The organism is Sphingobacterium spiritivorum (assembly GCF_016725325.1).
GTDB lineage: Bacteria > Bacteroidota > Bacteroidia > Sphingobacteriales > Sphingobacteriaceae > Sphingobacterium.
In genome coordinates, this window is sequence record NZ_CP068083.1 from 1293135 (window position 1) to 1307598 (window position 14464).

Consider the following 14464-nt stretch of genomic DNA (forward strand, 5'->3'; position numbering starts at 1 on the left):
TTACTAAAGATACGACCAATAAAAATATTACACAAGATTTATTATTTTTCGCCAAAAATTTATTATGTTAGCATTGTATTTTTACTATGCAAGGAAAAGTACTAACCAAATTATACAGGTATGAAGAAATTATTATTCGCTTTGCTCTGTGCTTCCCCTTCCTTACTATGGGCACAGGGATCTCAGGTAAACCTACAAAGTCCAAAATCTGTCGGTATGGGTGGAGCTGGTTCGGCTTATTTTATTGATGAAGCCTCCATCTTTTACAGTCCTGGAGCATTGGCTAAAATGGATCATAATGCAGTAATGGTGGCTGGAAATGCGGTCATGTATAAGTCTGCTTTCCGCGAGTCAGGGAGTTCGGTTGTCAATCACACCAAGTCTCAGATATCACCTCCTTTTTCGCTTTTTGCAGCATTCGGCCCTAAAAACTCATGGTGGAAAGCCGGTATTGGCGTCTATACACCTTACGGAGGTGGAGTAGATTGGGGTACAGAGTGGGCAGGAAGATTCAGTCTGGTCAGCCTTTCGTTAAGAGCCATCTACATACAGCCTACTTTAAGTTTTAAACTGACAGATAATTTCAGTATTGGTGGTGGATTTGTATACAACATCGGAAGTGTGGATTTAGAAAACTCTGTTCCTGTATTTTTTCCAGACGGAAGAGCGGGGTTAGCCACACTGAAAGGAACGGGCTCGGGTACCGGGTATAACGTGGGTGTGCATTACAATCTTGAAGATGATTTTGCGATCTCTCTGAGTTACCGTTCTAAAGTCGTTACCAAGTTAAAAGACGGAGATGCCCTGTTTGATGTACCTGAATCTGTAAGAAGTTCATTCCCTGAAGGCAATACTTTTACCTCTGAACTACCTCTTCCTTCTACTTTTGCACTGGGCATAGCATTCCCGTTGTCTGAAAAAGTAAAAGTGGCTGTAGATGGTACTTTAATTGGTTATTCTATATACAAAGAGCTTAATTTCGATTATAAAGAGAATACTGCAGCTCTGCAGGACACCCGTTCAGCCAAAAATTATGTGAATGCAGGTTCTGTCAAAGCAGGACTGGAGTACCTGGCATCTGAAAAATTGCAGTTACGTGTAGGTGGTGGTTATATGGCAACCCCTGTACAGGCAAATTATGTATATCCGGAAACACCAGACAACACCCGTTACCTGATCTCAGGAGGATTCACATTCCATCCCTCCAGGAAATTTGATGTAACAGGTTCTTTTGCTTATCAACGTATTATGCCTAGAGAAGCAAATAATGTGGAGAGTCATTTATCCGGAACCTATAAAACCAACATTTTCGCTCCCGGAGTTTCCGTAAGCTATAAATGGTAATTTTTTCAAACGCTAAAAAGAATACGTCATGAAAAGAAATAAACTATATGTAGGGTTAGCATTATTGGTTCTGGGAGTAGCTTCCTGTAAACCGGAAATCAAAGACTTTACACCTGCCGCAGGTGGCACAGCAAACTTTAGTAAATATATTGCCGTTGGTAATTCACTGACATCAGGTTTTGCGGATGGCGGATTATACCGGGAAGGCCAGCAAGTGGCATTTACCAATCTGATGGCTCAACAATTTAAACAAGTTGGCGGAGGGGAATTTACCACACCATTATTCAGTGAAGCACAAGCCAACGGATCCGGTTATATTCAATTAGAATCGCTTGTAAACGGTCAGCCTGTGATGAAACAGATCACAGAAAATCTGGCTTATCGTTCTGCAAGCCCTAAGTTGCTAACCAAGTATACAGATCCTATTCAGAATCTTGGTGTACCGGGTATGCGTCTGGATCTTGCTTTCGTACCCCAATTTAGTTCTCTGAACATGTATTTCGAGCGCTTGTTACCAGATGATCAGGTTGGCAAAAAAACATACTTTACCTATGCGACAGAGCATGATCATACATTCTTCAGCTTCTGGCTGGGAAATAACGATGCGCTTGGATATGCAACAAACGGTGCAGTATATAATCCGCTTGACCCAACAACAAAACTGACAGATCTGGCGACGTTCACTGGTGCATACCAGAATTTTATAAATGGATTAACGGCTAAAGGCTCTCAGGGTGTCGTAGCTACTATCCCGGATGTAACGGCTGTACCTTTCTTTACAACAGTTACCAGAACGGCTCTTTTAGCGGCAGCGAATGCAGCAGCTAAAGCGGCAAATCCCAATGCACCTGAAATTAAGGATATCTATATCGCAACCAAAACAACTCCGAGAGCAGCTACAGATAAGGATTACTTTGTTCTTCCTTTCTCTTCTGCGGGATTATTAGGCAAGCCAAATGGCGCTAATATTCCATATGGTCTGCATCCGGCAAATCCTGTAGCAGACAATTTTGTACTTGATGAAGCAGAAGCAGCTCAGGTGGTAACCCGTATCAATGAGTTTAATGCAGCTATCAAGTCTATCGCAACAGCAAAAGGTCTGGCTGTGGCAGATGTAAATGCCTTTTTAACTTCTGTAAAAAATGGCATCCGCATCAACGGACTGGCTGTAAGCAATAAGTTTATCACAGGAAATGCATTTTCACTGGATGGGATACACCTGACTCCTATCGGAAATGCAATCGTAGCCAATGTATTTATCGATGCTATCAACAGCAAATATGGATCATCTGTCTCAAAAGTAGATGTATCACAATACAGAGGAGTGAAACTTCCGGTACAATAGATCTTAAAACGAATCTTCACAAGGCCGTCCCGAAATTCGGGACGGCCTTTTTTATATCCATAAAGTTTAGCTAAATTTGTGTCTAAGGAAAAGAAAGATGAAAGTATCATTAAATCGGGTAAATAAAGCTGTTCACTTTGAAGCAAACAGTGAACTCTCAGATGTAAAAGTTCACATTGACGGATCTAAAGAAATCGGTGGTGAAGGCAAGGGCGTAAGGCCAATGGAATTGGTATTAATGGCCTTAGGATCCTGCAGTGTATTTGATCTGGTAAGCATTCTGAATAAACAACGTCAGGAAATCGAAGACATACATGTTGATGTGGAAGGAAAACGTCGTGAGCAGATCCCTAACATTTTTACAGATATTCATATCAGCTTTACGGTGAAAGGTAATATTGATGAAGTAAAAGCGCAAAAAGCAGCTGAACTGGCTGTCAAAAAATACTGTTCAGTACATGATATGCTGGCCGCCGGAGGTGTTAATATCACCTATAGCATTAAGATCAATTAAGGCCGATCTACAGTTTTCAAGAAAGCTATTGGGAGACAGTGAAGAAACGATAGTTCTTTAACCTCTCTCCCGATACAATCGGGATCTCTCCTTAAAAAGGATAGAAAATAGCATTGCCAAATACCTCTCACAAAATCTGTTGGGGATTAGGTTAATCAGGCATATTGATTAATTCTCTCAATACATCTTTTGTACTTTTTAAGGTTTTATCGGTTCCAAAATAAACATTATCAATTTTCCAGGACTCCTTCTTAATCAGTACGACCTCATCTTTCCAGCTTTCTTTATAGCCGCTATTCGCGAACTGCACTGCAACAAAAGCACTGTCTCCTTTGATCTTTATTGTATCAATCTGAAACGTATCCTGTCCTTCATATAAACTTGTAAAAATATCCCCTTCTATCATCAATGGCTTATCACTGGGATGATCACTTTTGGCAACTTTCTCCGCATCTTCATCTTCTCGGGCTATTGCTTTGTCGATCAAAGAGGCCAGATCAGAACTAATCAATTGACGGTCAACAGATCCGTAATGAACCTTGTTGCTAAAGAAATCCGTTATCGTTTTTCGGATTTCCGAATCGTCCTTTTTACTACAGCTTAATAAAAAGACAGCGAACAGACTTAGGATGAGTAAGAATCTCTTCATGATGTAATTATTGTGCTAATACTATTTTCCATTCTCTCGTTTTTTCCAGATACGTTCGGCCCATCGACCAACAAACCAAAAGGAAACAGCCAAAATTAAAAAGAAAATAGTACGATTAATATTATCCCACAAATATTCCACAAACCGGGTATACAGATTGAGGATAAAGAATACAAAACCAATCTCTCTGGTCACATTATCTTTGGACTTCAGTCCGTAAACCACCAGACCCGCTGACACTAATGTAGATAATAGTCCCCAATAAAAAATATGAAACTGCCTCACACGTGTCCAGGCTTCAAAGTCACTGTAGTTTCCAAATATGGAGAGACACCACAGCGCAATCATAGTATAAAGAAGTCCGACTACATAGGAGGTCGATTGAAATTCGACCAGTGGCTTGAAACGAGGTTGAACAAAAATTGCAAATCCCGTTACCAGCACTCCAAAAATAGTGAAGCGTAATGGATAATTCATCCCCCAGAACCTAAATCCCCAGTCGCTATGATAGGCTGTTTCTGTAGCAAACCATACACCCAGACTGATCAGTGTAAATGTCCAGATCAGTTTGGAATCCAGCTTTACGGCCAGAATACCATATATAGCTACCGATAATAAAAAAAGCAAAGAGAAATGCATTTCGTTTCTATCCAGTACCTGTCCCAGAAATCCTATACTGGTAGCCGTTGAAAAGGCTCCCGCCAGCATTAATGTCTCATTGGAAAATGTTTTTTCAGGAAACTTTTCCTTATTTCGGAATCCGAGAAAATAAAATAAGGCTGCTAGTGCGGCAAAGAATATAAAAAATACAATATTAGGTGCTTCGTAAAACCTTTTTACAAAATCAAGAAAGGTATCATCGACAAATAAAGAAAGGACTGAAAAAACCAAAGAAGCCAATGCGATCCAGAAAGCATATTTGGCCAGCATTCCCCACTCAAAATTCTTAACCTCCATTGAATTCCTAAGCTCTTCCGCTACCTGATCATTCACGTATCCATGCTTCTGCCAATGGGTAATGGCAGAATCCAACGTCTCCTTTTCCTGCTTACTTACGTCAATTTTTTCCAATAGAGTAGTTTTTTAAAGAAACAAAATACAAAGATTAATCCAACTTATCAAAAGCATCATTTTAAAATCAAAATTCACGACTTCTTTACGATCAGGCCAATCATAATCTTTTAAAATTCTGTACCTTTGCACTTTGCTGTTTTCTGAACGGCTTAAAGCTAACTCTTGCAGGTTCATGACAAAAAAAACAACTCCGGATTTGGGCGAGCAACACGAAGTAGAGGTCTTTGGGGCACGTGTTCATAATCTTAAAAATATTGATGTTACATTTCCAAGAAATGAACTTGTTGTCATCACAGGTCTAAGTGGAAGCGGAAAATCTTCGCTTGCATTTGACACGATTTATGCAGAGGGACAACGCCGTTATATGGAAACATTCAGTGCATACAGCCGCCAGTTTCTCGGAGGCATGGAACGTCCGGATGTAGATAAAATTTCTGGTTTAAGTCCCGTTATTTCCATTGAACAAAAGACGACCAGTAAAAATCCCCGCTCTACTGTGGGTACGATCACTGAAGTATACGATTTTTTGCGTCTTCTCTATGCCCGTGCAGGCGAAGCTTTCTCTTATGTGACCGGCAAACGTATGGAGCGTATGTCTGAAGATCAGATCGTAGACCGTATCCTGGAGGAGTTCAACGGAGAGGCGGTAAACATTCTCGCCCCGATTGTCAAAGGACGTAAAGGCCATTACCGTGAACTTTTTGAACAAATCCGCAAACAGGGATATACAAAAGTTCGTGTAGATGGAGAAATTACAGATCTGACGCCTAAAATGCAGGTGGATAGATATAAAATCCACGATATTGAGACTGTCATTGACAGGCTTACCGTAAAACCTGAAGACAGAAAAAGGCTCTACACCTCTGTCATGCAGGCGATGAAAGCGGCAAAAGGAATTATCAAGATTACAAACAAAGAGAATAAGGAACAGTTTTTCAGCCGTTATCTGATGGATGCCGAATCGGGTATCTCTTATGATGAGCCACAACCGAATACATTTTCGTTCAACTCTCCTTATGGCGCTTGTCCAAAGTGCGATGGACTGGGATATATTTTCGAAATAGATAAACAGGCTGTTATTCCGGATCGTAAACTGAGTATTCAGAAAGGCGCTATTGTGCCGTTAGGCCCCGCCCGCGAATCCTGGAATTTTCAGGTATTGAAAGCTGTCGCGAAAAAGCTTGAATTTTCGCTAACGACTCCTGTAGAAAAACTTACTGAAGAACAGATCGATACCCTGCTGTTTGGCGCAGAAGAACCTATTCCTATTACAGTAGAATATAGCAGTTACAGTGTACGTGAACACAAAGTCACCTTCCAGGGTATTTTTGCAATGCTGGAAGAACAGATGGGACGTCAGCAGGATGATATCACCTCACTGGAAGATTTCCGAACGAAAGTAACTTGCCCTGTATGTCACGGCTCCAGACTAAAAAAAGAGTCTCTACATTTCAAAATAGACAAAAAAAATATCAGTGAACTTGCGGCGATGGATATCACTTCACTTATGGAGTGGTTTACAGATCTGGAATCCAGACTGGATGAACGTCAACAGGTAATTGCAACGGAGATCCTCAAAGAGATCCGTGCCAGACTTGGATTTTTGCTGGATGTAGGACTCACCTATCTTACATTGGACCGCACATCGAAAACACTATCCGGAGGAGAAGCACAGCGAATCAGACTGGCTACGCAGATCGGCTCCCAATTGGTCAATGTCTTGTATATTCTGGATGAGCCCAGTATAGGACTACACCAGCGGGATAATGAAAGACTGATCAAATCTCTAAAAAATCTGCGGGATATCGGCAATTCAGTATTGGTGGTGGAGCACGATAAAGATATGATTCTAAATGCAGATCATGTCATTGATATGGGACCTGCAGCAGGTCTTCATGGCGGACAGGTGGTTGCTGAAGGTTCACCAAAAGAAATTCTGAAAGCAGATTCGCTCACTGCAGCTTATCTGAATGGCCGAAAAGAAGTGGCTATTCCTGAAACCCGCAGAGCAGGCAACGGTCAATCTCTAATCCTCAAAGGAGCAACAGGTAACAACCTGAAAAATGTAACGGCAGAGTTCCCGCTGGGAAAACTTATCCTCGTTACCGGTGTATCAGGTTCGGGCAAGTCCAGTTTAATCACAGGAACATTATACCCTATACTCAATAAGCATTTCTTCAGAGCAAAGGCTGTACCTCTTCCGTATAAGAGTATCGAGGGGCTGGAACATATTGACAAAATCATCGAAATCGATCAAAGTCCGATTGGCCGGACTCCACGTTCCAACCCATCTACCTACACAGGAGTATTCTCGGATATCAGAACATTGTTTGTGCAACTTCCGGAAGCCAAAATACGCGGGTATAAGCCTGGCAGATTCTCCTTTAATGTGAAAGGCGGAAGATGTGAAACCTGTCAGGGTGCAGGTATGAAGATCATCGAAATGAACTTCCTGCCGGATGTGCAGGTTCCTTGTGAAACATGCCACGGAAAACGCTACAACAGAGAAACTTTGGAAGTACGATATCGCGGAAAATCTATATCTGACGTACTGGACATGAGTGTGGATGAAGGTGTTGCATTTTTTGAAAATATTCCTTCAATCTACAGAAAAATTAAAACGTTGCAGGATGTAGGGTTAGGCTATATTACTTTGGGACAATCTTCAACTACACTTTCGGGTGGTGAAGCGCAGCGTATCAAACTGGCTACTGAACTTTCTAAAAAAGATACCGGAAAAACATTTTACATCTTAGATGAACCAACAACAGGACTTCACTTTGAAGATGTGAATGTATTGCTAGGGGTGATCAACCGTTTGGTAGACCGTGGCAATTCTGTATTGATTATAGAACACAATCTGGATGTAGTAAAAACTGCTGACTGGGTGATCGATATGGGACCTGAAGGCGGACGCAGTGGCGGACAGCTTTTGTTTGCCGGAACACCGGAAGAACTGATTAAGAATAAGAAAAGCGACACGGCACGATTCCTAAAACTGGAAATGAAATAAAAAACTTAAGGAGCCGTATTTTAGAGAAAATACTGCTCCTTATACCATCCATCAGCCTATCCATTTTCAAAAGCTAAATACCTAAATAACAAACATCTTGTAAAATATTTAACAAAGATGTATTGTCATTCTTTCTTCACTTTAATCTATACTAAAATTTCGGATCAATTTTTCGTAACTTCGCATAGATTATGTCAGATATTATTCAATTGTTGCCAGATGCTGTTGCGAATCAAATTGCGGCAGGAGAAGTCGTGCAACGACCTGCTTCTGCGGTAAAGGAATTGATTGAAAATGCGATTGATGCCGGAGCAGACAAAATAAAACTTATCGTAAAAGATGCTGGTAAATCAATGATACAGGTCATTGATAATGGATGTGGTATGAGTGTGACGGATGCCAGATTATGTTTTGAAAGGCATGCTACCTCTAAAATACGTAAAGCGGAGGATCTTTTCTCCATCCGCACCATGGGATTCCGTGGTGAAGCCATGGCTTCCATCGCCGCAATCGCACACATAGAATTAAAGACCAGACGCGTAGAAGATGAGCTCGGAACAGTTATCGAAATCGAAGGTTCCAAAATAACAGATCAACATCCTGAAGCGCTGTCTCCGGGGACAAGTATATCTGTCAAGAATCTTTTTTTCAACATTCCTGCAAGGCGGAATTTCCTGAAGAGTAACTCGGTAGAGATGCGTCATATTATTGATGAATTCCAACGTGTGGCTTTAGCTCACCCTGAAATTTTCTTCAGCCTGCACAGTGATGGCAATGAGGTATACCATCTTCCCGCGGAAACATTGAAGCAACGCATTGTTCACTTACTGGGCAATAATTATAACCAGCGTCTTGTACCTGTAGAGGAAGAAACATCTATAATTACTATTAATGGTTTTATCGGTAAACCTGAGTTTGCCAAAAAGACCCGAGGAGAACAGTTCTTCTTTGTTAACAAAAGATTTATAAAGGATCCTTATCTCAATCATGCCGTTCTCAATGCATACGAAGAGATACTGACAGCAGATAGCTACCCACTATATGTGCTTTTTATTGATATAGACCCGGCGAAGATTGATATCAATGTTCATCCTACGAAAACGGAAATCAAATATGAAGATGACAAAGCGATTTATGCCATTCTAAGATCTGCCATAAAACGATCATTGGGACGTTATAACATTGCTCCTACGCTTGATTTTAATCAGGAGACAGGTTTTTCAAATATGATCAGCCAGAAACCTCTTGATGAAATTCAGGCACCTACGATTAATTTTAATCCGGACTTCAATCCTTTTGAACCAGGCTATAAGGAATCTGCTTCCAAATCGAGATCAGACAATTACACTTCCGGTTTTGAGAAAAAAGCAGGAATACCACAAAACTGGGATACTCTTTATCAGATCACAGAAAACGAGACCACCTCATCTGCTCAGCTTCCATTACTTCCTTCAGAAAAGGATGATGAGGAGATTGACATCAATATGCCGGAAGTCAGCGTACAGCAAATCAAGCAATTCTTTCAGTTACACAACAGGTTTATCGTATCACAGATTCATTCTGGCTTTATGATAATCGATCAGCAGGCTGCACATGAACGTATATTATTCGAACAGTTCCTGGCTCACCTGGAACAGAATCAGGGAATAAGCCAACAGAGCCTGTTTCCGCAAACAATAGATCTGAATAGTGCCGACCATGCATTAATGGAAGAAATATTACCGGAAATTCAAAGTCTGGGTTTTCAGTTACGCCCTTTTGGAAAAACAACGTATATTGTAGATGGAATTCCGGCCGATCTGGGGAGTAATGTCAACGAACTGGCTATTATTGAACGGCTATTGGAAGACTTTAAACATAACAAATCCGAATTAAAACTAAACAAACGGGAAAATCTGGCCCGTAGTCTTGCTAAAAGTGCAGCGATAAAACCGGGAACTCTTCTGGATAATCAAGCCATGGCAGAACTGATTGACAGATTGTTTGCCTGCGAATCACCGAATATTTCACTGTACGGCAAACCGATAATTATTACATTTACATTGTCTGAGCTTCTTGAAAAGTTTGGCAAAAATTAATTAGTAAACGAGAATACATATGTTTCCAAATTTATCACCGGTTGTAAAGAATCTACTGATCCTCAATATCATCTTTTTTATTGGATCAAGCCTGGTCTCACAATCTTATCAGTATTTAGCAGCTTTCTATCCGGACTCACCATATTTTAAAGTCTGGCAGATCATAACCTATATGTTTATGCATGGAGGATTTACACATATTTTCTTTAATATGTTTTCCTTGCTGATGTTTGGGCCGATGATCGAACAGGTATTGGGATCAAAACGTTTTCTTAATTTTTACCTTTTCACCGGTTTAGGAGCTTTGGTATTACAATACGGTATACAGGCGATTGAACTTTATCAGTTAGTCGGCACGAGTTTTCCGGTAAGACAAGGTATAGATATGAATGCATTGTCTTTTGAGCAGATTGCCTTTATTAAAGAAATCAACTATACTCCTTTAGTGGGGGCCTCCGGAGCTATATATGGTATTCTGCTTGCTTTTGCCTATTTATTTCCAAACATTCCGCTACAATTGATATTTATACCTATACCGATCAAAGCGAAGTACTTTATCGGCGGGTTGATCGTTATAGAAATTTACCTGAGTCTTTCCCGTCCGGGAGATTCTGTTGCACATTTGGCACACGTAGGAGGGGCTCTGTTTGCATTTATACTGTTGAAAATGTGGGGTATTAGAAAAGGTATATATTAGTTAAATTTGTGAAAATGGCACAAAAAGAGTTTAAATCCTTCTGGAGAGAAACTTTTAAATCAGGATCTCCGGTTCCCATTGTTATTGTGGGACAAGTAGCTCTTTTTGTGATTATTCACCTTTTTGATCTGCTTGCAGAATTAAAAGTTATCCATTATCCTCTTTACGATAAGACACTTCAGAATCTTAGTCTGCCGGTTAGTTTTGAACATTTTCTGCAACAACCCTGGTCTATTTTTTCCTATTCACTGGTTTACACAGGTTTATTTCGTATTCTGTTTGACAGCTTGTGGCTATACTGGATGGGTAATCTGTTTCTGAATTTCCTCAACAGCAGACAGCTTTGGTATATTTATCTGTCATCTTTGTTTTTAGGAGGGGCATTCTATTTAGCTTTGGGTCAGATTCCTTATCTGGCCAATAGCCCGCAGACATTACTCAATACAGCATCTCTTCCCATAGCAGGCGTCATTACAGCAACAGCATCTCTGGTGCCTTATACAGAAATGCGACTCTTATTTCTGGGGAACATCAAACTAAAAATTGTTGCTTATGTATACCTCGGGCTGGAGGTTATATTTTATGCACTAATTAATAAAACTGCTGCCGCAGCGTATCTGTGCATTATACTTTGGAGCTTTATGTTTATCCGCTCACTGCAGAACGGAAAGGACTGGAGTAAGATATTCGCAGCAAAAAGGAAACGGATCAGCAGACTACAGGTTGTGCATCAGAAGGTAGAATACGCTAAATATTCTCATTCCACGATCAATGACCTCCCCAATCAGGAAGAAATTGATCAGATCTTAGATAAAATTTCTTTGTCTGGCTATGAAAGTTTAACTTCACGGGAAAAGGAAGTATTATTCAAAGCGAGTAAGCAAGATTAGAGGGAATGGCAAAAGTTCACTTGTTAAAAAAAAAGCTGGGTTTCTTGAGCAAGACTATTTTTATAGCCAATTTACTGGCTGTAGCAGCTTTGCTTTTGAGTTATTCTGCCTCCTTTATTAACCCCAAGACCTTTTGGCCACTTGCTTTTTTCGGATTGGGTTATCTTCCCATTCTACTTATCAACATCGGCTTTGTAGGTTACTGGCTTATGCGTAAACCTAAGCATGCACTGATCTCATTTATAACTATTGTAATCGGCTGGAATCTTCTGACCAAACACTGGAATTTTAGCGGAGACCATACACAGGAGATCACTGCTGCAGATAGTAGCATACGTGTACTAAGTTTCAATGTCCATCTCTTTAAAACAGCAAAAAAAGGTGAAGAAAAAGACTTTAAACGAGAAGTATTAGGTATTATCGACAGTATCAAACCGGATGTTATTTGCTTTCAGGAATACTACAGTAAGATAAAAGGCAAACATGTTTACGCTAAGGAACTCCGTGAAAATTTTGGTTATAAATACTGGTATTTCGAACCCGCATCTGTCAATGATTACGAAGCATATGGACAAGCTATTTTTTCCAAATACCCTGTGATCCATTCCGGCACTATTGTTAAGAATGAATATGGCATCAATCGGATTATATATGCAGATATAGAAAAGGGCAAAAAAAGTATGCGGATTTATAATGTTCATCTTCGCTCCTTTGCCTTGCAGAACGAAGACAAGGATTTTATTCAAAATCCATCCGGAGAAAGCAACAAAACTGCTACCCGCAGGGTAGGCCGTAAATTAAAGCAGGCTTTTGCTTCGCGTAGTGAACAGGCTGAAGCGTTGAAAGAACATATAGAGACTGCTAAAATTCCCTATATGGTAATGGGTGATTTTAACGATACACCGATGTCATACAGTGTCAACCTGATTGGCAAAGGCATGCAGAATGCTTTCCAGAAGAAAGGTTCAGGCTGGGGTGTTACCCACTATGAAATGCTTCCTATATTTCAGATTGATTATATCTTTACAAGCAATGATTTCAACATCCTCAATTATCAGATTGTCAAAAGAAAACTTTCGGATCACTATCCCATATGGGCCGATGTACAACTGAAGGATTAATTTAATACAGGAGCCAAGACATTGACTGCTCTTTCCACAAATACATCGTGCCTGTTGCGCACTTTGAAATAAGCATCTCTTCCAAAATAAAAACGTCCCACCAGAGATTCAATATCAGTCTGTATCAGTTGATGCAGGTCATTTTCCTGCTTTTTGCTCAAGACAATTCCCTTATTTTTCAGAAAAGTCATAAAATCTGCATATTCCTTATCCGGCAAGTGATAGCCCTGAATAAAGTTTTCAATAGAATACGCCGGCGATTTTTTGGTGAACCGCTCATACACAAACTGCTCTGTCAGACTGGAAGAGTTGATTTCCTGATATTTCAGACTCAGTGCATTTGAATCGATAGGTAAGACTACATCCGGATAGATCCCTCCGCCGTTATAAACCTGATTTCCTCCTTTGGTGACAAAAGCCTGCTCATGCACATATGTGGTATCCATAAGCCATAAAGGTTCAGGGCTCGTCGGACTTACAAATGCATTAAGTGTATATTTTTTTTGGATATCTCTGCCCAAAGGAGTAAAGTAGCGGGCTACACTCAGATTGATTGTAGATCCGTCCGGTAATTCAAACCGTTCCTGTACCAATCCCTTTCCATACGAACGTCTTCCGACGATGGTACCCCGGTCCAGATCTTGTATCGCTCCGGCAAAAATCTCACTTGCGGAAGCTGAATTCTCATTAATCAGTACGGCAACCTTACCATCCGGAAATACGCCATCGGCAGAAGAGAAGTAATCTTTTCTGAGCTCATTATATCCTTTAGTATAAACAATAAGCTTTTTATCTTTAAAAAACTCACTTGCCAGCTGTATAGCTGCATGCAGATATCCCCCGCCATTTTCACGAAGATCTACTATGATACTTCTGGCCCCTCGTTTTTCCAGTTCTTTGAGAGCCTTTTTAAATTCCTCTGCAGTCTTCAGTCCGAATCTCCTGATCTTGACATAGGCAACTGTAGGCTGAATCAGATAAGCCGCATCCAGCGAACTTACATTAACCTGATCCCGGATTACTTTTATAGGCTTACCCAACATGTATCCTTCTCGTTTCACCAGCACCTGAAGCGCACTTCCCCGTTTTCCGCGAATCATTTTGTCCACCTCACTTAGCGGCATACTGACTCCGGCGATCGTCTTTGTATCAATCTGCAAGAGCTGATCCCCAACCCTAAAGCCTGCCTTGTCCGCAGGGCCATTCGGAATAATACTTACAACGAGAAGTGTATCATTCAAATTAAAATATTCAAGTCCTATTCCCTCAAATGTACCCTCCAGTGTTTCATTCAGATTCTGGGCTTCAGCAGCCTGCAGATACGCTGAATAAGGATCCAGACGTGACAAAATATGCGAAATAGCATCATCCTGTATAGCGTCCATATTGATGCTGTCTACATAGCTGCTCGATATCAGATCCATCATTCCCTGAATTTTGTACGAGTTGTCCACCCCCAGCGGATCCAATACTCCACCGGCAGCAGTTCGCTGTTCATTCGAATAATATTGACCTAAAATGAGACCCAGCATCAGCACACCACCATAAGTCGCCGCCACAAAAATATTCCGCCTTGTATTTTTTTGCATGTCTAGATTTTCCGACACAAAATTAACGAGTTTTTTAAACTTTTGAGTTAATATGTAAGAGATATTATAGTAACAAATCTATCTTTATTTAGTTTTTAATCAGGATTTTTTACCAATTTTGACACCAAAACGATAATCGAATTCAACAAA

At 40.5% G+C, this 14464-nt stretch carries 11 protein-coding genes; 8 read left to right on the plus strand and 3 right to left on the minus strand.

Going from position 1 to position 14464, the window contains the following annotated elements; genetic code table 11:
- Positions 1-120: 120 nt before the first annotated feature.
- The 3 genes from I6J02_RS05270 (at position 121) to I6J02_RS05280 (ending at position 3203) form a co-directional block, all read left to right on the plus strand.
- The gene (locus I6J02_RS05270; protein ID WP_201680756.1) at positions 121-1344 is read left to right on the plus strand and encodes an OmpP1/FadL family transporter; all 1224 of its coding nucleotides are present in this window, start codon (positions 121-123) and stop codon (positions 1342-1344) included.
- Between the two features lie 28 nt (positions 1345-1372).
- The gene (locus tag I6J02_RS05275) at positions 1373-2689 is read left to right on the plus strand and encodes a G-D-S-L family lipolytic protein (protein ID WP_201680757.1); all 1317 of its coding nucleotides are present in this window, start codon (positions 1373-1375) and stop codon (positions 2687-2689) included.
- A 97-nt stretch (positions 2690-2786) separates the two neighbouring features.
- Complete coding sequence (locus tag I6J02_RS05280; RefSeq protein WP_201680758.1) at positions 2787-3203, plus strand: OsmC family protein; 417 nt, start codon at positions 2787-2789, stop codon at positions 3201-3203.
- A gap of 151 nt (positions 3204-3354) precedes the next feature.
- On the opposite strand, the gene I6J02_RS05285 is transcribed toward I6J02_RS05280, so the two are convergent.
- Entirely contained in the window at positions 3355-3852 is a 498-nt protein-coding gene (locus tag I6J02_RS05285) for a hypothetical protein (RefSeq protein ID WP_201680759.1), read from the minus strand.
- A gap of 21 nt (positions 3853-3873) precedes the next feature.
- On the minus strand, positions 3874-4923 hold the full coding sequence (locus tag I6J02_RS05290) for a DUF2157 domain-containing protein (protein WP_201680760.1): 1050 nt from the start codon (positions 4921-4923) through the stop codon (positions 3874-3876).
- A gap of 175 nt (positions 4924-5098) precedes the next feature.
- Between I6J02_RS05290 and uvrA the strand changes: the two genes are divergently transcribed.
- From uvrA to I6J02_RS05315, 5 genes are all read left to right on the plus strand, one after another.
- Positions 5099-7939, plus strand: a complete 2841-nt coding sequence (gene uvrA / locus I6J02_RS05295) for an excinuclease ABC subunit UvrA (RefSeq protein WP_201680761.1) — start codon at positions 5099-5101, stop codon at positions 7937-7939.
- A 191-nt stretch (positions 7940-8130) separates the two neighbouring features.
- Positions 8131-10017 carry a DNA mismatch repair endonuclease MutL gene (gene mutL / locus I6J02_RS05300; protein WP_201680762.1) on the plus strand — a complete coding sequence of 629 codons (1887 nt, stop codon included), beginning with the start codon at positions 8131-8133 and terminating at the stop codon, positions 10015-10017.
- Positions 10018-10036: 19 nt separating this feature from the next.
- Entirely contained in the window at positions 10037-10714 is a 678-nt protein-coding gene (locus I6J02_RS05305; RefSeq protein ID WP_201680763.1) for a rhomboid family intramembrane serine protease, read from the plus strand.
- 14 nt (positions 10715-10728) lie between these two features.
- Positions 10729-11604 (plus strand): rhomboid family intramembrane serine protease, encoded by an 876-nt coding sequence (locus I6J02_RS05310; protein WP_201680764.1) that lies wholly within the window; start codon positions 10729-10731, stop codon positions 11602-11604.
- A gap of 44 nt (positions 11605-11648) precedes the next feature.
- Positions 11649-12725, plus strand: coding sequence for an endonuclease/exonuclease/phosphatase family protein (locus I6J02_RS05315; RefSeq protein WP_236582304.1), 1077 nt, complete (start codon positions 11649-11651; stop codon positions 12723-12725).
- On the opposite strand, the gene I6J02_RS05320 is transcribed toward I6J02_RS05315, so the two are convergent.
- A complete protein-coding gene (locus I6J02_RS05320) occupies positions 12722-14314 on the minus strand; it encodes a S41 family peptidase (protein WP_201680766.1) in 1593 nt (530 codons plus the stop codon). The genes I6J02_RS05315 and I6J02_RS05320 overlap by 4 nt on opposite strands.
- Positions 14315-14464 lie beyond the last annotated feature (150 nt).